The 21,298-nt window shown below is 41.6% G+C and carries 18 protein-coding genes and 1 tRNA gene; 16 read left to right on the forward strand and 3 right to left on the reverse strand.

What is annotated here, in order from left to right; all coding sequences use genetic code 11:
• Positions 1-149 precede the first annotated feature (149 nt).
• The 16 genes from ADI58_RS09545 to ftsY all read left to right on the forward strand — a co-directional run bounded on the left by ADI58_RS09545 (position 150) and on the right by ftsY (position 16,537).
• Positions 150-509, forward strand: a complete 360-nt coding sequence (locus ADI58_RS09545) for a YbaN family protein (protein ID WP_049522428.1) — start codon at positions 150-152, stop codon at positions 507-509.
• 93 nt (positions 510-602) lie between these two features.
• The gene (locus ADI58_RS09550) at positions 603-1,235 is read left to right on the forward strand and encodes a copper homeostasis protein CutC (RefSeq protein ID WP_049522429.1); all 633 of its coding nucleotides are present in this window, start codon (positions 603-605) and stop codon (positions 1,233-1,235) included.
• Positions 1,236-1,278: 43 nt separating this feature from the next.
• Complete coding sequence (locus ADI58_RS09555; protein WP_049522430.1) at positions 1,279-1,935, forward strand: MmcQ/YjbR family DNA-binding protein; 657 nt, start codon at positions 1,279-1,281, stop codon at positions 1,933-1,935.
• A 304-nt stretch (positions 1,936-2,239) separates the two neighbouring features.
• The gene (locus ADI58_RS09560) at positions 2,240-3,802 is read left to right on the forward strand and encodes a 2-isopropylmalate synthase (protein WP_033677351.1); all 1,563 of its coding nucleotides are present in this window, start codon (positions 2,240-2,242) and stop codon (positions 3,800-3,802) included.
• An 11-nt stretch (positions 3,803-3,813) separates the two neighbouring features.
• A complete protein-coding gene (gene leuB, locus ADI58_RS09565) occupies positions 3,814-4,851 on the forward strand; it encodes a 3-isopropylmalate dehydrogenase (protein ID WP_049522431.1) in 1,038 nt (345 codons plus the stop codon).
• Positions 4,848-5,117 carry a DUF1294 domain-containing protein gene (locus ADI58_RS09570; RefSeq protein ID WP_049522432.1) on the forward strand — a complete coding sequence of 90 codons (270 nt, stop codon included), beginning with the start codon at positions 4,848-4,850 and terminating at the stop codon, positions 5,115-5,117. Before leuB ends, ADI58_RS09570 begins: the two co-directional genes overlap by 4 nt.
• A 3-nt stretch (positions 5,118-5,120) precedes the next feature.
• Complete coding sequence (leuC, locus tag ADI58_RS09575; protein WP_049522433.1) at positions 5,121-6,503, forward strand: 3-isopropylmalate dehydratase large subunit; 1,383 nt, start codon at positions 5,121-5,123, stop codon at positions 6,501-6,503.
• Positions 6,504-6,512: 9 nt separating this feature from the next.
• Positions 6,513-7,106 carry a 3-isopropylmalate dehydratase small subunit gene (gene leuD, locus ADI58_RS09580; protein WP_033681709.1) on the forward strand — a complete coding sequence of 198 codons (594 nt, stop codon included), beginning with the start codon at positions 6,513-6,515 and terminating at the stop codon, positions 7,104-7,106.
• Positions 7,107-7,133: 27 nt separating this feature from the next.
• The gene (locus tag ADI58_RS09585; protein WP_049522434.1) at positions 7,134-7,913 is read left to right on the forward strand and encodes an L-threonylcarbamoyladenylate synthase; all 780 of its coding nucleotides are present in this window, start codon (positions 7,134-7,136) and stop codon (positions 7,911-7,913) included.
• Positions 7,914-8,114: 201 nt separating this feature from the next.
• Positions 8,115-9,101 (forward strand): GMP reductase, encoded by a 987-nt coding sequence (locus ADI58_RS09590; RefSeq protein WP_000931164.1) that lies wholly within the window; start codon positions 8,115-8,117, stop codon positions 9,099-9,101.
• Positions 9,102-9,167: 66 nt separating this feature from the next.
• Positions 9,168-9,239, forward strand: a tRNA-Arg gene (locus ADI58_RS09595).
• Between the two features lie 182 nt (positions 9,240-9,421).
• On the forward strand, positions 9,422-10,120 hold the full coding sequence (rnc, locus tag ADI58_RS09600; protein ID WP_049522435.1) for a ribonuclease III: 699 nt from the start codon (positions 9,422-9,424) through the stop codon (positions 10,118-10,120).
• Positions 10,111-13,650: a chromosome segregation protein SMC gene (gene smc / locus ADI58_RS09605; RefSeq protein ID WP_049522436.1), complete on the forward strand. Its 3,540-nt coding sequence runs from the start codon at positions 10,111-10,113 to the stop codon at positions 13,648-13,650. Before rnc ends, smc begins: the two co-directional genes overlap by 10 nt.
• The gene (locus ADI58_RS09610; protein WP_049522437.1) at positions 13,647-14,441 is read left to right on the forward strand and encodes a Cof-type HAD-IIB family hydrolase; all 795 of its coding nucleotides are present in this window, start codon (positions 13,647-13,649) and stop codon (positions 14,439-14,441) included. Before smc ends, ADI58_RS09610 begins: the two co-directional genes overlap by 4 nt.
• On the forward strand, positions 14,441-15,259 hold the full coding sequence (locus tag ADI58_RS09615) for a Cof-type HAD-IIB family hydrolase (protein WP_049522438.1): 819 nt from the start codon (positions 14,441-14,443) through the stop codon (positions 15,257-15,259). The genes ADI58_RS09610 and ADI58_RS09615 overlap by 1 nt, the downstream gene beginning before the upstream one ends.
• 3 nt (positions 15,260-15,262) lie before the next feature.
• Entirely contained in the window at positions 15,263-16,537 is a 1,275-nt protein-coding gene (gene ftsY, locus ADI58_RS09620) for a signal recognition particle-docking protein FtsY (RefSeq protein ID WP_049522439.1), read from the forward strand.
• 45 nt (positions 16,538-16,582) lie between these two features.
• Here ftsY and zwf read toward each other — a convergent pair whose 3' ends face one another.
• From zwf to ADI58_RS09635, 3 genes are all read right to left on the reverse strand, one after another.
• Positions 16,583-18,070 carry a glucose-6-phosphate dehydrogenase gene (gene zwf, locus ADI58_RS09625; RefSeq protein WP_049522440.1) on the reverse strand — a complete coding sequence of 496 codons (1,488 nt, stop codon included), beginning with the start codon at positions 18,068-18,070 and terminating at the stop codon, positions 16,583-16,585.
• Between the two features lie 150 nt (positions 18,071-18,220).
• Positions 18,221-18,961 carry an amino acid ABC transporter ATP-binding protein gene (locus ADI58_RS09630; protein WP_049522441.1) on the reverse strand — a complete coding sequence of 247 codons (741 nt, stop codon included), beginning with the start codon at positions 18,959-18,961 and terminating at the stop codon, positions 18,221-18,223.
• Complete coding sequence (locus tag ADI58_RS09635; protein ID WP_049522442.1) at positions 18,961-21,126, reverse strand: ABC transporter substrate-binding protein/permease; 2,166 nt, start codon at positions 21,124-21,126, stop codon at positions 18,961-18,963. Before ADI58_RS09635 ends, ADI58_RS09630 begins: the two co-directional genes overlap by 1 nt.
• Positions 21,127-21,298: the final 172 nt, after the last annotated feature.

Consider the following 21,298-nt stretch of genomic DNA (forward strand, 5'->3'; position numbering starts at 1 on the left):
AAGAGCAAACTAGGAAACTAGCCGCAGGTTGCTCAAAGCACTGCTTTGAGGTTGCAGATAAGACTGACGAAGTCAGGAACCATACCTACGTCAAGGCGACGTTGACGCGGTTTGAAGAGATTTTCGAAGAGTATTAACTAGGAGAAGTTATGCGTATTATCTATCTAATTATTGGTTTTTTATCACTGGCCTTGGCTATTATTGGGGTTGTTTTACCCTTGTTGCCGACAACGCCTTTTCTTTTGTTGTCTATTGCTTGTTTCTCCAGAAGTTCCAAGCGCTTCGAAAATTGGTTGTATCATACCAAGCTCTATCAAGCATATGTAGCTGATTTTCGCGAGACTAGGTCTATTGCGCGTGAACGTAAGAAAAAAATCATCGTATCCATCTACATCTTGATGGGGATTTCTATTTATTTTGCCCCTCTTTTACCGGTCAAAATCGGTCTAGGAGCCTTGACCATCTTTATTACCTATTATCTCTTCAAGGTCATTCCAGACAAAGAATAAGTAAAATTTGTAACTATTTCCCTTGATAAAATTGAAAGCATATTTACAACAATATGATATAATAAATTCAAAGTAATACTCAAGGAGAATTAAATGATTTACGAATTTTGTGCTGAAAATGTGACCTTACTTGAAAAAGCGATGCAGGCTGGAGCTCGTCGAATCGAACTTTGTGACAATCTAGCAGTGGGAGGAACAACACCAAGCTATGGAGTGACCAAGGTAGCGGTTGAACTGGCAGCTAACTATGATACGACCATCATGACCATGATTCGTCCACGTGGTGGCGACTTTGTCTATAATGACCTAGAAATTGCTATTATGCTAGAAGACATTCGTTTGACTGCTCAATCTGGCAGTCAAGGAGTTGTATTTGGGGCTTTAACTGCTGATAAGAAGTTGGATAAGGCTAATCTAGAGAAGTTAATTGCTGCATCAAAAGGAATGGAAATTGTTTTTCATATGGCCTTTGATGAATTGAGCGAAGAAGACCAGTTAGAAGCTATTGACTGGCTCAGCCAAGCCGGTGTCACTCGTATCCTGACTCGTGCGGGTGTGTCTGGCGACTCCTTAGAAAAACGTTTTGCTCACTATCACAGAATTTTGGAGCATGCTAAAGGTAAAATTGAAATTTTACCAGGTGGGGGAATTGACTTGGACAACCGTCAAACCTTTATCGACCAGCTAGGTGTGACACAATTGCACGGAACCAAGGTTGTCTTTTAAAAAATAGAAAGGAACTGCTAGCTTTGGGTAGCAGTTTTCACTTATGTTTGAAATTTTTAAATCTTATCAGTTTAATCAAGAAAAGGCTCGTGCCTATGGTTTTGTAAAAAATGGGGAAGTCTGGACTTATAGTTGCCAGATTTTGCAGGGTGACTTTGTCATGACAGTCTCCATAACTGCTGATAATGTGAGTTTTCAGGTCTTTGATCAGGAAACGGGCGACCTCTATCCTCAAGTTCATATGGAAAGTATGACAGGAAGTTTTGTTGCAAGTGTCCGTGATGCTTGTCTGGAGATTCTCTACCAGATTCGGAAGGCTTGTTTTGAGGTACAGGATTTTATCTGTCCTCAGACTAAGCGTATCATGGCTCAGATTCAGGAAAAGTATGGTAATCAGTTGGAGTATCTGTGGGGAAAATCACCTGATACGGCAGTGTTAAGACATGAAGGCAATAAAAAATGGTATGCTGTTTTGATGAAAATCTCTTGGGATAAGCTGGAAAAGGGTAGAGAAGGTTTAGTCGAAGCAGTCAACCTCAAACATGATCAAGTAGTGGATCTGCTTTCACAAAAGGGCATTTATCCAGCTTTTCATATGAATAAACGTTACTGGATTAGTGTGGCGCTTGATGATACTTTATCAGATGAAGAAGTACTAGAATTGATAGAAAAAAGTTGGAACTTAACTTCTAAAAAATGAAACATTTCAATAATTTTCAATTAGCTAAATATTCTATACTGAAGAAATTTTCAGAAAATATTTGATTTTTTCTTGACAAGTGCTTTTGCCTATGCTAAAATACTAAACAAGATATCAAACGAAGGAGAAAGTCAAACATGAAAACAGCTAAGTTTAATCAATTTGCTTTGTTGTTGAGGTACTCGGGCTAGTGCAAAAAGCATTAGTCCTGTTTGGCTTACCAAGCGGGAGTGAATCAACATCTCGCTTGGACTTCTAAGCGAGATGTTTTTTTAAAAACCACATTTGGAAAAGGGGAAATCTTATGAGAACAGTTGAATTTCTAGATACCAGCCTTCGGGATGGAGAACAGACACCTGGTGTTAATTTTTCAATCAAGGAAAAAATTGCCATTGCAAGACAGCTGGAGAAATGGGGCATTTCAGCCATAGAAGCTGGTTTTCCAGCGGCGAGTCCTGATTCATTCACAGCAGTGCAGGAGATTGCTAAGGTCTTGAAGAAAACAGCGGTGACTGGTTTGGCACGTTCGGTCAAGTCTGATATTGATGCTTGTTACGAGGCCCTCAAGGATGCCAAGTATCCACAGGTTCACGTCTTTATCGCTACCAGTCCGATTCATCGTAAGTATAAGCTCAATAAGAGCAAGGAAGAGATTTTGGAAGCTATTAAGGAGCATGTTTCTTATGCCCGTTCTAAGTTTGAAGTGGTCGAATTCTCTCCTGAAGATGCGACCAGAACAGAGTTGGATTTCCTCTTGCAAGTTGTTCAAACAGCGGTTGATGCAGGGGCGTCTTATATCAATATTCCTGATACGGTAGGATTTACCACACCAGAGGAATATGGTGCCATCTTCAAATACCTGATTGAGAATGTCAAGACGGATCGTCAGATCATCTATTCGCCTCACTGTCATGATGATCTTGGAATGGCAGTGGCTAATAGCCTTGCTGCTGTCAAGAATGGGGCAGGACGTGTCGAAGGAACTATCAACGGTATTGGTGAGCGAGCTGGAAATGCTGCTTTGGAAGAAATAGCAGTGGCTCTCAATATTCGCCAAGATTACTATCAAGCAGAAACTAGTATTGTTTTAAATGAAACCATCAATACGTCAGAAATGGTTTCTCGCTTCTCAGGAATTCCAGTTCCTAAAAACAAGGCTGTGGTTGGTGGCAATGCCTTTTCTCACGAATCTGGTATTCACCAAGACGGAGTCCTTAAAAATCCTCTTACCTATGAAATCATCACTCCTGAATTGGTCGGTGTCAAGAGTAATAGCCTCCCACTTGGAAAATTGTCTGGTCGCCATGCCTTTGTCGAGAAACTAAGAGAACTGGCCCTAGACTTTACAGAAGAGGATATCAAACCACTCTTTGCTAAGTTCAAGGCACTGGCCGACAAGAAACAAGAAATCACAGATGCAGATATTCGTGCTCTGGTAGCTGGAACCATGGTTGAAAACCCTGAAGGATTCCACTTTGATGATTTACAACTTCAAACTCATGCAGATAATGACATTGAAGCGCTTGTTAGCCTGGCTAATATGGATGGTGAGAAAGTCGAATTTAATGCGACAGGGCAAGGTTCCGTTGAAGCAATCTTCAACGCTATCGATAAGTTCTTTAACCAATCTGTCCGTTTGGTGTCCTATACCATTGATGCTGTGACAGATGGAATTGATGCCCAGGCTCGGGTCTTGGTCACTGTTGAAAACAGAGATACAGAAACCATATTTAATGCAGCAGGTCTTGATTTCGATGTGTTGAAGGCTTCGGCTATTGCTTACATCAATGCTAATACCTTTGTTCAAAAAGAGAATGCTGGTGAGATGGGACGTAGCGTTTCCTATCGCGACATGCCTAGTGTGTAAAGGAGAAGGCTATGACAAAGAAAATAGTAGCTCTAGCAGGGGACGGAATTGGCCCAGAAATCATGGAGGCTGGTTTAGAAGTTCTGGAGGCTCTAGCTAAAAAAACAGGCTTTGTCTATGAAATAGACAGACGACCTTTTGGAGGTGCAGGTATTGATACTGCAGGGCATCCCTTACCTGATGAAACCCTCAAGGCAAGTAGAGAAGCAGATGCCATTCTCCTAGCGGCTATCGGTAGTCCCCGGTATGATAGTGCAACGGTTCGGCCTGAACAAGGCTTGCTGGCTCTCCGTAAGGAACTCAATCTTTACGCTAATATTCGCCCTGTAAAAATCTTTGACAGTCTCAAGCATTTGTCACCACTCAAACCGGAACGAATTGCTGGTGTAGACTTTGTCGTGGTGCGTGAGTTGACAGGCGGGATTTACTTTGGAGATCATATTCTTGAAGAGCGCAAAGCGCGTGATATCAACGACTATAGCTATGAGGAAGTGGAGAGGATTGTTCGCAAAGCCTTTGAAATTGCAAGAAATCGCAGAAAAATCGTTACTAGTATCGATAAGCAAAATGTGTTGGCGACATCAAAACTCTGGCGAAGAGTAGCTGAGAAGGTCGCACAGGATTTCCCAGATGTGACCTTGGAACACCAGTTAGTGGACTCAGCTGCCATGCTTATGATTACCAATCCTGCTAAGTTTGATGTCATCGTGACAGAAAATCTTTTCGGAGATATCTTATCTGATGAATCAAGTGTTCTATCTGGTACACTTGGAGTCATGCCATCAGCCAGTCATTCTGAAAAAGGTCCAAGTCTCTATGAACCTATTCACGGTTCAGCTCCTGATATTGCTGGTCAAGGCATTGCAAATCCTATCTCCATGATTTTATCAGTGGCCATGATGTTGAGAGATAGTTTTGGTCGTTATGAGGATGCAGAGCGTATTGAGCGTGCTGTTGAAGCTAGTTTAGCGGCTGGCATTTTAACAAGAGATATAGGTGGACAGGCTTCGACTAAGGAAATGACAGAAGCTATTATTGCAAGGTTATGAAGTTAGACGAAAGAATTACTCTAGTCCTTTTGATTTGGAATGTCATGGTTTTCTTGATTTATGGTATTGACAAATCCAAGGCAAGGAGAAGAGTTTGGCGCATCCCAGAGAAAATCTTACTAATTTTAGCCTTTACTTTTGGTGGTTTTGGGGCCTGGTTAGCAGGAATCATCTTTCATCACAAGACTCGAAAATGGTATTTTAAAACAGTTTGGTTTCTCGGGATGGTGTCCACAATAGTAGCCTTATATTTTATTTGGAGGTAATGGATGGCAGGAAAATCGATTTTTGATAAATTATGGGACCGTCATGTCATCACAGGAGAAGAGGGGCAGCCGCAACTCATGTATGTGGATCAGCACTATATCCACGAGGTGACCAGTCCTCAGGCTTTTCAAGGATTACGAGATGCAGGACGCAGATTGAGACGACCAGACTTGACATTTGGAACCTTTGACCACAATGTCCCGACAGTCAATATCTACGATATTCGAGATGTAATTTCCAAGGCTCAAATTGATAAGCTGGCTGAAAATGTTGAGGAGTTTGGGATTGAACATGCGGCCCACGGTTCTGAAAAGCAGGGGATTGTTCATATGGTTGGTCCAGAAACAGGAAGAACCCAACCAGGGAAATTTATCGTCTGTGGGGATAGTCATACAGCAACTCACGGAGCTTTCGGAGCAATCGCTTTTGGAATTGGGACCAGTGAGGTTGAGCATGTCTTCGCTACCCAGACACTCTGGCAGGTCAAACCCAAGAAAATGCTGGTGGAATTCACTGGTGTTCCTCAAAAAGGAGTTTATTCTAAGGATTTCATTTTAGCCTTGATTGCCAAGTACGGCGTTGCTTGCGGCGTTGGCTACGTGGTGGAATATCGTGGACAAGCGATTGATGCACTGAGCATGGAAGAGCGTATGACCATCTGCAATATGTCCATCGAGTTTGGTTCTAAGATGGGAATCATGAATCCGGATCAAACCACCTATGATTATCTCAAGGGACTAGAATGTGTTCCAGAGGATTTTGAAGAGGCTGTGGCGGATTGGAAAACAATTGTCAGTGATGATAATGCTGTTTACGATAAGGTTATCCAGATGGATGTCTCAGACCTTGCTCCTATGGTGACCTGGGGAACCAACCCTGCTATGGGGGTTGACTTTGACAGTAGTTTCCCAGAAATTAAGGATATGAATGATGAACGAGCCTACAATTATATGGATTTGGAACCAGGTCAAAAGCCAGCGGATATTGAACTAGGATATATCTTTATCGGCTCTTGTACAAATGCTCGTCTCAGCGACTTGCAACTGGCTGCGCGATTTGTCAAAGGGAAGAAAATATCCCCCAATCTAACAGCTATCGTAGTTCCAGGCTCTCGTCCTGTCAAACGAGCTGCTGAGAAGTTGGGCTTGGACAAGATTTTCCTAGACGCTGGCTTTGAGTGGAGAGATCCCGGTTGCTCCATGTGCCTAGGAATGAATCCTGACAAGGTACCTGATGGCGTTCACTGCGCCTCAACCAGCAACCGCAACTTTGAAGACAGACAGGGCTTTGGTGCTAAGACTCATCTCTGCAGTCCAGCTATGGCAGCTGCGGCAGCTATCGCAGGGCGTTTCGTAGATGTTCGGAAAATGCCAGAAGCCCAGTAAGGAGAGGATATGGAGAAATTTACAGTTTATACGGGAACGACCGTTCCTCTCATGAATGATAACATCGACACCGACCAAATCCTACCCAAGCAGTTTCTCAAGTTAATTGATAAAAAAGGCTTTGGTAAGTACCTCATGTATGCTTGGCGATATTTGGACGATAAGTATACTGAGGATCCAGACTTTGTCTTTAACCGACCTGAATATCGCAAAGCCAGTATTCTCATTTCAGGGGATAACTTCGGCGCAGGCTCTTCAAGGGAACATGCAGCTTGGGCTCTAGCTGACTATGGTTTTAAGGTTGTGATTGCAGGATCTTTCGGTGATATTCATTACAATAATGAACTCAATAATGGCATGTTACCTATTGTTCAGCCCAGAGAGGTTAGAGAGAAACTAGCCCAGCTAAAACCAAGTGACCAGGTAACTGTGGACTTGGAACAACAAAAAATCATCTCACCAATTGGAGAATTCACTTTTGAAATCGATAGCGAGTGGAAACACAAGCTCTTAAATGGTTTGGATGATATCGGTATTACCTTGCAGTATGAAGATTTGATTGCTGCTTATGAAAAACAACGACCAGCCTACTGGCAGGATTAGAAGAAAAATAGAAAAGGAAATAGAACTATGACAAAACACATTCAATGGAACGGAACACTTTCACAAGAAGGCTATGAGATTTTAAAAGGTGAGGGCGGATGTATCGTTTGCCCTACAAAAGTTGGCTACATTATTATGACTAGCGACAAGGCAGGACTTGAGCGCAAGTTCGCAGCTAAAGAGCGTAACCGTAACAAACCAGGTGTTGTTCTCTGCGGTAGCATGGATGAGCTTCGCGCCTTAGCACAACTCAACCCAGAAATTGAAGCCTTCTACCAAAAACATTGGGATGAAGATATTCTTCTTGGTTGTATCCTACCTTGGAAACCAGAAGCCTTTGAAAAACTGAAATCATACGGTGATGGTCGTGAAGAACTGATGACTGATGTGCGTGGAACGAGCTGTTTCGTTATCAAATTTGGGAAAGCTGGTGAACAATTAGCTGCCAAACTTTGGGAAGAAGGTAAAATGGTCTACGCTTCATCTGCAAACCCATCTGGAAAAGGAAATCGTGGTAAGGTAGAAGGTATCGGAGAACGTATCGAAGGAGCAGTGGATCTTGTCATTGAAGCAGACGACTATGTGGCATCTATCCAGCCTGACAAAACGATTGAAACACGCTACGAGCAAGGTGTGATGGTGTCTATGGTCGATAAGGACGGCAAACTCATCCCAGAACAAGGAGGAGCACGCTCAACTTCACCAGCTCCAGTTGTGATTCGCAAAGGGCTTGATATTGATAAGATTATGATGCACTTGTCAGATATCTTTAACTCATGGGACTATCGTCAGGGAGAGTATTATTAGGATAGAGGAGAAATGGGGAGAAAATAATTTCTCCTCTTTCTTTTGTTATTTATAAAATAAAATCCGAACAATATATTTTAATTTATAAAATTATTTGACAAAAACCTTACTTTGATTTATAATTAATTAAGGAAACGTCGGAAAAAGGCGTAGTGATGCGAGAGCATAGGTAGGTCATTACAAAAGAAACGAGACATCGATATGTTAAATGAATTTCCAATTTTTGATTACGAAGATATTCAATTGATTCCAAATAAATGTGTCATTAAAAGCCGTGCAGAAGCTGATACAAGTGTTACTCTAGGAAATCACACCTTTAAACTACCTGTTGTGCCAGCTAATATGCAGACGATTTTGGATGAAAATGTAGCAGAGCAACTGGCTAAAGGTGGTTACTTCTACATTATGCATCGTTTTGATGAGGCAGGGCGCATTCCTTTTATTAAACGCATGCACGATCAAGGGCTCATTGCTTCTATCTCTGTCGGTGTTAAGGATTATGAGTATGATTTTGTCAGCCAGCTCAAGGCTGATGCTCCGGAATACATCACGATTGACATCGCTCATGGTCATGCAGATAGCGTGATTTCTATGATTCAACACATCAAGAAAGAATTGCCAGATACTTTTGTTATTGCTGGAAATGTAGGAACACCAGAAGCGGTGCGTGAATTGGAAAATGCTGGTGCGGATGCTACTAAGGTTGGTATCGGTCCTGGTAAGGTTTGTATCACCAAGGTTAAGACGGGTTTTGGTACAGGTGGTTGGCAGTTGGCTGCTCTACGTTGGTGTGCCAAGGCAGCACGTAAACCGATTATCGCTGATGGAGGAATTCGTACTCATGGCGATATTGCCAAGTCTATTCGCTTCGGTGCTAGCATGGTCATGATTGGTTCCCTCTTTGCAGGACATATTGAAAGTCCAGGGAAAACGATTGAAGTCGATGGTGAACAATTCAAAGAATATTATGGTTCAGCCTCACAATATCAAAAAGGAGCTTATAAAAACGTGGAGGGCAAACGCATCTTGCTTCCAGCCAAAGGTCATCTGCAAGACACTTTAACTGAGATGGAACAAGACCTTCAAAGTGCTATTTCATATGCAGGTGGACGTCAGGTTGCTGACCTTAAACACGTTGATTATGTTATCGTGAAAAACTCCATCTGGAATGGGGATGCTTCCCATTAAGACGGGCTATCCGTCTAGAAAAAAACTTGTTATTAGAGCAAATTTCTGTTATAATAAAACAAGTTTCCACCCTTAGTGTAATGGATATCACGTAAGATTCCGGTTCTTGAGATGGGGGTTCGATTCCCTCAGGGTGGATGTAAACATCCTTAAAAGCCTTTGGTAGGGCTTTTTTCTTTATTCTGCCCCAAGTTTAACCCAAAAACTGAAAATCTCATTTTAAAGAATGCCCAAATCCCCTTCAGTCCCGTTTTAAAGTGACTCAGGGGGCTTTTTTTGATATAATAAAAAGGACTGTTATCAGTTAGAAAGAGGTTGGTATGAAAGAATTACAAACTGTACTAAAGAACCATTTTGCAATCGAATTTGCAGACAAAAATTTACTGGAAACTGCCTTTACTCATACGAGTTATGCCAATGAGCACCGCCTCTTAAAAATTTCACACAATGAACGCTTGGAATTTTTAGGAGACGCTGTTCTACAATTATTGATTTCAGAATATCTGTATAAAAAATATCCTAAAAAGCCTGAGGGTGACTTGTCTAAACTACGTGCCATGATTGTCCGCGAGGAGAGTTTGGCTGGTTTTGCACGTGATTGCCAGTTTGATCAGTTTATCAAGCTGGGTAAGGGGGAAGAGAAGTCTGGTGGTCGCAATCGTGACACCATTCTTGGTGATGCCTTTGAAGCCTTTCTTGGTGCCCTCCTTTTGGACAAGGATGTGGCCAAGGTCAAGGAATTTATCTATCAAGTCATGATTCCTAAGGTTGAAGCAGGCGAATTTGAGATGATTACAGACTACAAAACCCATCTCCAAGAGTTACTTCAGGTTAATGGCGATGTGGCTATTCGTTATCAGGTAATTTCTGAAACGGGTCCTGCCCACGATAAGGTTTTTGAAGTAGAAGTTCTTGTTGAGGGTACGAGTATCGGTCAAGGTCAAGGTCGTTCTAAGAAATTAGCAGAGCAGGAAGCTGCTAAAAATGCCGTTGAGAAAGGGCTGGATTCATGTATTTAAAGGAAATCGAAATTCAGGGATTCAAGTCTTTTGCTGATAAGACCAAGGTCGTCTTTGACCAAGGTGTGACGGCAGTTGTTGGACCCAATGGCTCTGGGAAGTCTAATATTACAGAAAGTCTGCGTTGGGCCTTGGGGGAGTCAAGTGTTAAGAGTCTCCGTGGGGGCAAGATGCCGGATGTCATCTTTGCCGGAACAGAAAGTCGCAAACCGCTCAATTATGCTTCTGTAGTTGTGACTTTGGATAATCATGACGGATTTATCAAGGATGCTGGTCAAGAAATCAGGGTAGAGCGCCATATCTATCGTAGTGGAGATAGCGAATATAAGATTGACGGCAAGAAAGTCCGTCTGCGTGATATTCATGATCTTTTCTTGGATACAGGTTTGGGACGAGATTCCTTCTCTATCATTTCCCAAGGGAAGGTTGAGGAGATTTTTAATTCTAAGCCTGAGGAACGCCGAGCTATTTTTGAAGAAGCTGCAGGTGTTTTGAAATACAAGACTCGTAGAAAAGAGACAGAGAGCAAATTGCAACAAACTCAGGATAATCTGGATCGTTTAGAGGATATTATCTATGAGTTGGACAATCAAATCAAGCCTCTTGAGAAGCAAGCTGAAAATGCTCGTAAGTTTTTAGACTTGGAAGGTCAACGCAAGGCTATTTATTTAGACGTGCTGGTTGCTCAAATCAAGGAAAATAAGGCTGAACTAGAGTCTACAGAAGAAGAGTTGGCGCAGGTTCAGGAACTCTTGACTAGTTATTACCAAAAGCGTGAAAAATTAGAGGAAGAAAATCATACTCTTAAAAAGCAACGCCAAGATTTACAGGCTGAAATGACCAAAGATCAGGGCAGTTTGATGGACTTGGCTAGTCTGATTAGTGATTTAGAGAGAAAATTAGCCCTATCGAAATTAGAATTTGAGCAAGTAGCCCTGAATCAACAGGAAGCACAAGCTCGTTTGGCTGCTTTGGAGGATAAGAGAAATTTACTAAGTCAAGAAAAATCTGATAAAGAAAGCTCTTTAGCCCTTTTAGAGGAAAATCTAGTCCAAAATAATCAAAAACTCAATCGTTTAGAAGCTGAATTGCTAGCTTTTTCAGATGATCCTGATCAGATGATTGAGCTTTTGCGTGAACGCTTTGTAGCTCTTTTACAAGAAGAAGCGGATGTCTCAAACCAACTCACCCGCATCGAGAATGAGTTGGAAAATAGTCGTCAGCTTTCTCAAAAACAAGCAGATCAACTACAAAAGCTGAAAGAACAGCTGGCTACAGCTAAAGAGAAGGCTAGTCAGCAAAAAGAAGAGCTTGAAACTGCCAAGGAGCAGGTTCAAAAATTATTGGCCGACTATCAATCTATTGCCAAGGAGCAAGAGGAACAGAAAACTTCCTATCAAGCTCAACAAAGTCGACTCTTTGACCGTCTGGATAGTCTCAAAAACAAGCAGGCTAGAGCCCAAAGTTTGGAAAATATTCTGAGAAATCATAGTAACTTTTATGCAGGTGTTAAGAGTGTTCTCCAAGAAAAAGCCCGCCTTGGTGGAATTATTGGTGCAGTCAGTGAGCACCTGACCTTTGATGTGCATTATCAAACAGCCCTAGAGATTGCCTTAGGGGCAAGTAGCCAGCATATCATCGTAGAAGATGAAGAGTCGGCAACCAAGGCCATTGATTTCCTCAAACGAAACAGAGCCGGTCGTGCAACCTTCCTTCCTTTGACAACAATCAAGGCTCGTACGATTTCAAGTCAGAACCAAGATACTATCGCATCAAGTTCAGGTTTTCTGGGCATGGCAGATGAGTTGGTGACATTTGATACTAGACTGGAAGCCATTTTCAAGAACTTGCTAGCTACGACGGCTATTTTTGATACCGTAGAACATGCGCGTGCAGCTGCTCGCCAGGTTCGTTATCAGGTTCGTATGGTGACATTGGACGGTACAGAGTTACGCACAGGTGGTTCCTATGCAGGTGGAGCCAATCGTCAGAACAATAGCATCTTCATCAAGCCAGAACTGGAGCAATTACAAAAAGAAATTGCTGAAGAAGAAGCAAGTCTTCGTTCAGATGAAGCGAGTTTGAAGATCTTACAAGACCAGATGGCTAGATTGACCGAATCATTAGAAGCCATCAAATCTCAAGGAGAGCAGGCTCGTATTCAGGAGCAGGGCTTGTCCCTTGCTTATCAGCAGACCAGTCAGCAAGTTGAAGAGCTAGAAACTCTTTGGAAACTTCAAGAAGAGGAATTAGATCGTCTTTCTGAAGGAGATTGGCAAGCAGATAAGGAAAAATGCCAAGAGCGTCTTGCAACAATCGCCAGTGATAAGCAAAATCTGGAAGCTGAGATTGAAGAGATTAAGTCCAACAAAAACGCCATCCAAGAACGCTATCAAAACTTGCAGGAAGAGGTAGCGCAAGCTCGCCTGCTTAAGACAGAACTGCAAGGACAAAAACGTTATGAAGTTGCTGATATTGAACGTTTAGGCAAGGAATTGGATAATCTGAATATCGAGCAAGAGGAAATCCAACGCCTTCTTCAAGAAAAGGTTGATAATCTGGAGAAGGTTGATACAGAATTGCTCAGTCAACAGGCTGAAGAAGCCAAAAACCAGAAAACAAATCTCCAACAAGGTTTGATTCGCAAGCAGTTTGAATTGGATGATATAGAAGGTCAGCTGGATGATATTGCTAGTCATTTGGACCAGGCTCGCCAGCAGAATGAGGAGTGGATTCGCAAGCAAACACGTGCTGAAGCCAAGAAAGAAAAGGTCAGCGAGCGCTTGCACTATTTACAAGGTCAATTAACAGACCAGTACCAGATTAGCTATACTGAGGCTCTAGAAAAAGCACATGAGTTAGAAAATCTCAATCTGGCAGAGCAAGAGGTGCAGGATTTAGAGAAGGCTATTCGCTCACTGGGTCCTGTCAACTTGGAAGCTATTGCCCAGTACGAAGAAGTCCACAACCGTCTGGATTTCCTCAATAGCCAACGTGATGACATTTTGTCAGCGAAAAATCTGCTTCTTGAAACCATCACAGAGATGAATGATGAGGTCAAGGAACGCTTTAAATCAACGTTTGAAGCTATTCGTGAGTCCTTTAAAGTGACCTTCAAGCAGATGTTTGGTGGAGGTCAGGCGGACCTCATTTTGACTGAAGGAGACCTGCTGACAGCTGGGGTTGAGATTTCTGTTCAACCTCCAGGTAAGAAAATCCAGTCCCTTAATCTGATGAGTGGTGGTGAAAAAGCTTTATCGGCTATTGCCTTGCTTTTCTCCATTATTCGTGTCAAGACCATTCCATTTGTCATCTTGGATGAGGTGGAAGCTGCGCTGGATGAAGCCAATGTTAAACGTTTTGGGGATTACCTCAATCGATTTGACAAGGATAGTCAGTTTATCGTCGTAACCCACCGCAAGGGAACCATGGCTGCAGCGGATTCTATCTATGGTGTTACCATGCAAGAATCAGGTGTCTCAAAAATTGTTTCGGTTAAGTTAAAAGATTTAGAAAGTATTGAAGGATGACAATTAAACTAGTAGCAACAGATATGGATGGAACCTTCCTAGATGGGAATGGGCGCTTTGATATGGACCGCCTCAAGTCTCTCTTGGTTTCCTATAAGGAAAAAGGGATTTATTTTGCAGTGGCTTCGGGGCGCGGATTTCTATCCTTAGAAAAATTATTTGCTGATGTTCGTGATGATATTATTTTCATTGCGGAAAATGGCAGTTTGGTCGAATATCGAGGTCAAGACTTGTATGAATCGACTATGTCTCGTGAGTTTTATCTAGCAACTTTTGAAAAGCTGAAAACGTCACCTTATGTAGATATCAATAAATTGCTCTTGACGGGGAAAAAAGGCTCTTATGTGCTAGATACGGTTGATGAGACCTATTTGAAAGTGAGTCAGCACTATAATGAAAATATCCAAAAAGTAGCGAGTCTGGAAGATATTACAGATGACATTTTCAAATTTACAACCAACTTCACAGAAGAAACGCTGGAAGCTGGGGAAGCTTGGGTCAATGAACATGTTCCTGGTGTTAAGGCAATGACAACTGGCTTTGAATCCATTGATATTGTTCTGGACTATGTCGATAAGGGTGTGGCTATTGTTGAATTAGCTAAAAAACTTGGTATCACAATGGATCAGGTTATGGCTTTTGGAGACAATCTAAATGATTGGCATATGATGCAGGTTGTGGGACATCCTGTAGCGCCTGAAAATGCACGACCAGAAATTTTAGAATTAGCAGAGACAGTGATTGGTCACCATAAAGACCAGTCGGTTATAGCTTACATGGAGGGCTTATAATGGCAGATATAAAATTGATTGCATTGGACTTGGATGGGACCTTGCTGACTACTGATAAAAAGCTGACGGATCGTACCAAGGCAACCCTGAAAGCTGCGCGTGATCGTGGTATCAAGGTCGTATTGACAACTGGTCGTCCCTTAAAAGCTATGGATTTCTTTCTCCATGAGCTAGAGACTGACGACCAAGAAGATGAGTATACCATTACCTTTAATGGTGGTTTGGTTCAGAAAAATACAGGTGAAATCCTTGATAAAACAGTCTTTTCATATGATGATGTGGCACGCTTGTATGAGGAAACAGAGAAATTATCACTGCCTCTTGATGCTATCTCAGAAGGAACTGTTTATCAAATTCAATCCGATCAAGAAAGTCTTTATGCCAAATTCAATCCAGCATTGACCTTTGTTCCAGTGGTCTTTGAAGACCTATCTAGTCAAATGACTTACAATAAGTGCGTGACTGCCTTTCCTCAAGAACCCTTGGATGCGGCTATTAAGAAGATTTCTCCAGAATTGTTTGACCAATATGAAATCTTTAAATCACGTGAAATGTTGCTAGAGTGGTCACCGAAGAATGTTCACAAAGCAACAGGCTTGGCAAAACTAATCAGCCATCTTGGAATCAATCAAAGCCAAGTCATGGCCTGTGGTGATGAAGCCAATGACCTTTCTATGGTTGAATGGGCAGGGCTTGGTGTTGCCATGCAAAACGCTGTTCCTGAAGTCAAGGCAGTCGCAAATGTAGTGACGCCAATGACCAATGATGAGGAAGCTGTAGCCTGGGCAATCGAAGAATACGTGCTAAAGGAGAACTAAGATATGGGATTATTTGACCGTCTATTCGGAAAAAAAGAAGAACATAAAATCGAAGAAGTTGTAAAAGAAGCTCTGGAAAATCTTGATTTATCTGAAGATACAGAAGCTGAGGAAGTTCCTCAAGAAGATGCAGAGGTTGAAAGTTCTGAAGAAGATCTGCTCCAAGAAGAGGAAAATCAAGAGACAGTTGAAGAGAGTCAGGATTCAGAGCCAGTTGTAGAAGTTTCTCAAGAAGAAGTCGAAGAATTGCCAAACTCAGAAGAAGTCTCAGTGGAAGAGAATCCTGAGCACCTAGAGACTGTAGAAGAAAATAATTCTGAAGTTCTTGAAGCAGAAACTCCTCAAGAAGAAGAAACTGTTCAGGAAAAATATGACCGTAGTCTTAAGAAAACTCGCACAGGATTTGGTGCTCGTTTGAATGCCTTCTTTGCCAATTTCCGCTCTGTTGATGAGGAATTTTTCGAGGAACTAGAAGAATTGCTGATCATGAGTGACGTTGGTGTACAGGTCGCTTCTAACTTAACAGAGGAGTTACGCTACGAAGCCAAGCTTGAAAACGCCAAAAAACCTGATGCACTTCGCCGTGTCATCATTGAGAAATTGGTTGAGCTTTATGAAAAGGATGGCAACTATGATGAAAGTATCCACTTCCAAGATGGCTTGACAGTCATGCTCTTTGTTGGGGTTAATGGTGTCGGGAAAACAACTTCTATCGGGAAACTAGCCCACCGCTATAAACAAGCTGGTAAGAATGTCATGTTGGTTGCGGCAGATACCTTCCGTGCAGGAGCGGTAGCCCAGCTAGCTGAATGGGGCCGTCGTGTAGATGTTCCAGTAGTAACTGGACCTGAAAAGGCTGACCCAGCCAGTGTGGTCTTTGATGGTATGGAACGTGCCGTGGCTGAAGGTATCGATATTCTCATGATTGATACAGCAGGTCGTCTGCAAAACAAGGACAACCTCATGGCTGAGTTGGAGAAGATTGGTCGTATTATCAAACGTGTTGTGCCAGAAGCTCCGCATGAAACCTTCTTGGCACTTGATGCATCAACAGGTCAAAATGCCCTAGTACAGGCCAAAGAATTTTCAAAAATCACTCCTTTAACAGGAATTGTCTTGACTAAGATTGATGGAACTGCTCGAGGTGGTGTGGTTCTAGCCATTCGTGAAGAACTCAATATTCCTGTAAAATTGATTGGTTTTGGTGAAAAAATCGATGATATTGGAGAATTTAACTCAGAAAACTTTATGAAAGGTCTCTTGGAAGGCTTAATCTAATCAGAAGCAAAAATCCTGCAAGGCACAAACTTGCAGGAAATTTTTTTATTCTAAACGACCATCTTGACGATAGGCGATATCTGGCTGCCAAGTCCATTTGGCACCGAATTTTTCAAGTAAGTCAAAGCTGGCTTGAGGTCCCATGCTTCCAGCTTTATAGTCATGAAGTGGGGCACCATTTTCAGCCCAGAGCTCTTCGATACGATCAATCAACTTCCATGACGCACCAACTTCATCCCAGTGGCTAAAGTTAGTTGAGTTGTTATTTAGGACATCATAAATCAATTTCTCGTATGGCTCTGGAGAGGCACCAGTTGCGGTCGCATCTGTACGGTAATCAAGTGAGTTAGGAGCCAAGTTAAATTCTTCTCCTACTTGCTTCCCATTTAGGCTAAGAGAGAAGCCTTCTGTTGGTTGGATATAGATGGTCAAAATGTTTGGAGCAAGTGGTTCTCCAAAGATAGAATCCATTTGTTTAAAGACGATGTTGACATGAGTTCCTTTTTCAGTCAGACGTTTACCAGTACGGAAGAAGAAAGGAACACCACGGAATCGCTCACTATCAACAAAGAAGGCACCAGATGCAAAGGTTTCAGTTGTTGATTCTGGATTTACATTTGGTTCGCTACGATAAGAGATGTATTTCATACCATCAATCTTACCAGAGCGGTATTGACCACGGATAAAGTGTTCTTTAAGCTCTTCATCTGTTGGATGATAGAGGTTTTTAAAGACCTTAATCTTTTCAGCACGAATCTCGTCTTTTGTGAATTTTGCTGGCTTGTCCATAGCAAGGAGAGAAAGAAGTTGCAGTGTATGGTTTTGTACCATGTCGCGGAGGGCACCAGATTGGTCATAGTAGCCACCACGTTCTTCTACACCCAAGCGCTCCGCAAAGGTAATTTGAACATTGTCGATAAAGTCTTTGTTCCAAACATTTTCAAAAATCAGGTTTGCAAAGCGAACTGCAAAGATGCTTTGGATCATTTCCTTACCAAGATAATGGTCAATACGGAAAATTTGTTCTTCGTCAAATGTTGCTAGGAGCTCGTCATTTAACTTGCTTGCAGTTGCGTAATCTGTACCAAATGGTTTTTCAACGATTAAGCGTTCAAAACCTTTACCATCCACAATGTTTTCAGACTTGAGGTGTTTTGCGATAGTTCCAAAGAACTGAGGTGCCATAGACAAGAAGAAGAGCTTGTTGTGTTCAGCTTGGTACTTGTCATTTAGTTCAGCCTGCAATTGACGTAAAGCAATGTAGTGCTCTGTATCATTGACATCATGACTTTGATAGTAGAAGTGACTAGCAAACTCTTGAGCCTGTTCGGTACTATCTGCCAAATCAAGGATTGATTCGACTACAACAGATTCAAAATATTCCTTGCTCCAAGGACGACGGGCAGTTCCAATAACGGCAAAGTGCTTGGAAAGATTGCCGGATTTATATAGTCTAAAAAGGGAAGGGTAGAGCTTGCGTTTAGCCAGGTCTCCACTCGCACCAAAAATTGTAACAATAACCTTAGATGACATCTAGCTACCTAATTTCTATTTTTATTCCTAGTCTTGCTAGGTATGAGGAAACCTCATTTCATAAACTTAATTCTAACATAATTTTCCGAAAAATCAAAAAATCCAATACGAGATAGAAAAAAACTGCAAGGAAATCCTTACAGTTTGCGTTTAGACGTTTAAGACCTTGTCCAAGAACTCTTTCAGACGTGGGTGCTGTGGGTTATCAAAGATTTGATCAGGTGTTCCGTCTTCTAGGAACTCGCCATCTGCAGTAAAGATAACGCGGTTAGCAACCTGACGAGCAAATCCCATCTCATGGGTTACGATAATCATGGTCATGCCTTGCTCAGCCAATTCCTTCATAACGTTTAGTACGTCTCCAACCATCTCAGGGTCAAGGGCTGAAGTTGGTTCATCAAAGAGCATGATGTCTGGATTCATTGCTAGTCCACGAGCGATGGCTACACGTTGTTTTTGACCACCTGATAGGCTATCTGGGTTGGCATTAGCTTTATCTGCTAGTCCAACCTTTTCAAGCAACTCCATTCCCAATTTCTCAGCTTCTTCCTTAGTCATTAACTTGTGCTCAGTAGGAGCAAAAGTAATGTTGTCCAATACAGACATGTGTGGGAAAAGGTTGAAGTGTTGGAAAACCATTCCGATATTTTCACGGACGTGGTCAACGTTGGTAGTTTTTTCAGTTAAATCATAGCCGTTCACAGTGATGTGACCGCTCGTAACTTCTTCTAGAAGATTAAGGCTACGGAGGAAGGTTGACTTACCAGAACCTGAAGGACCGATGATACAGACAACGTCTCCTTCATAGAATTTAGTCGTAATTCCTTTTAAAACTTCATTTTTTCCGTAGTTTTTGTGTAAATCATTTACATCAATTTTTAATTTTGCCATTAACGAATCCTCTTTTCTAAGCGTTTCGCTAGTCTAGTCAAAAGTGTGATAATTACAAGATAGAAGATAGCAAGAATTGCATACATCTTGAAACTTTGGTAGTTACGGGCAATGATAATCTTACCAGTTTGGAAGAGTTCAACCAAACCGATAGCAGATACGATGGTTGTATCTTTAAGAGCGATAACGAATTGGTTAACAAAGTTTGGCAACATCAATTTAGTTGCTTGTGGCAAGATAATCTTACGCATGGTTTTTCCATAAGAGATACCCAAGCTTCGGCTGGCTTCCATTTGGCCAACTGGAACGGCCTGAATACCACCACGAACGATTTCAGCGATATAAGCAGCCGCATTGAGTGATAGGGCAATAGTACCAGCTACGAAGTCGTTAATTGGACTTTGTTGGCCTGTGATAGACTCGATGAAGTTTGGAATTCCCCAGAAGATGAAGGCTGCAAGAATCATCAATGGAATACCACGGATAACGTCAACGAAAATCTCAGAGATTACGCGAAGAGATTTGTATGGGCTAACGCTAAACATACCGAAGATAATCCCAATGACAATGGCAATAGCAAATGAGATAAGAGCTAGAGCAAGAGTGATACCAAGCCCGCTAAGGAGTTGTTTGTAGTTGTTTTGAAGCAAGCCCCAGATAGTTGTTTCATCAACAGTGCTTGTGGATGCTGTTGATGATTCGCTAGCTAGGTATTTGTCAAGAATTTTTTGGAATTCACCGTTTGCTTTAAGGTTTGCAAGTCCGTTGTTGAACATTTCAATCAATTCTGGATTTGCTCCTTTTTTAACGGCAAATGCTGTTTCACCGATTGGAGTTCCAGCGATTGGTGTTTTCAATTTTTGACCTTGGCTGATAGAATATTTGAGGACTGGCTCATCATCCATAACGGCGTCAATGGCACCAGTGTTTAGACTGTCATACATTGATGAACCATCAGCGAAGGTTTTGATTTTGTAACCGTATTTGCTTTGATTTTCTGTTAGGAAGGTTTGAGAAGCAGTTCCGTTTTTAACACCGACTGTCTTCCCTTTCAAATCTTCATAAGAAGCAATGGTGCTTGATTCTTTGACACCTAGGATAGTATTAGCAGTGTAGTATGATTCTGAGAAGTCAAAAGTTGCCTTACGAGCATCTGTGACAGACATACCAGCAATGATACCATCTGCTTGACCAGCTTGGACAGCACTGATAGCTGCATCGAAACCAGGGTTGCTGATTTCAATTTCAAAGCCTTGGTCTTTAGCGATTGCCTTAATCAATTCCATATCAATACCAGTAAATTGGTTGCTTGAATTTTGGAAAACAAAAGGTGCAAAAGAAGAATCGCTGGCAATAATGTATTTAGCTTTAACAGGAATGGCTTTTAATCCTGCTAGAGTAGTTGTAGTTGGCACTGCTGAAGATGATGAAGCAGTCCATTTCTTGATGATTTTATCAAGACTACCATCTTTTTTCATTTCAGCCAAGGCTTGGTTAAATTCAGTAACTAGGTGCTCGTATTTGCTTCCTTTTTTAACACCGAAAGCAAAGCTACCTACAGCTTCACCATCCATTTCAATATGGAGGTCTTGCCCTTGGTTAATGGCATATTCGATAACAGGTTTGTCATCCATCATGGCATCGATGGCACCAGCACTCAAGCTGTTGTTCATCAAATCACTAGTGTCAAATGTTTTAATAGTGAAGCCGTATTTATCTTTGATTGTTTCAAGGAAACGTTGAGCGGCTGTTCCGTTTTTAACACCAACAGTTTTACCAGACAATTGGTCGTACTTGCTAATCTTGTGTGCCTTTGTAGTTGCAATGACAACTTTTGTATCATAGTAAGTATCAGACATGGTGAAAACTTTTTCACGTTCTTTAGTCTTTGTCATTCCTGCCATGATAGCGTCAGCTTGGCCAGCTTGAACCGCATTGACCGCTGCGTCAAATCCAGGATAGGACATCTGAATGTTCCATCCTTTAATCTCAGCGACTTTGTTGATAATGTCAACATCAATTCCTTTATAAGTTTGATCTGAATCTTTAAACTCAAAAGGTGCGTAGGCGGTATCAGACACAATCTTAATCGTCTCTGCTTTCGCAATACCTAATGAGAAAATTGGGAATAAAATTAGCAAAAATGCTAGAAATTTTTTCTTCATTTTTAGTCTCCTTTTCCGAATATTTTCCCATTATATCAGAAAAAGTAAAAAAAGGCAAATTTTTATAGTTTTGTGTCAGAAAATATAACATTGATTTTTCCTTTTCTTTCTTGAATTGCTATTAAAAAGTGCTATAATAATAGTATATAGTAGAAGAAAAGAGGACGGAGAT

Origin of the sequence: Streptococcus mitis (assembly GCF_001074635.1) — a bacterium.
In the GTDB taxonomy this organism is placed as follows: Bacteria; Bacillota; Bacilli; order Lactobacillales; family Streptococcaceae; genus Streptococcus; species Streptococcus mitis_E.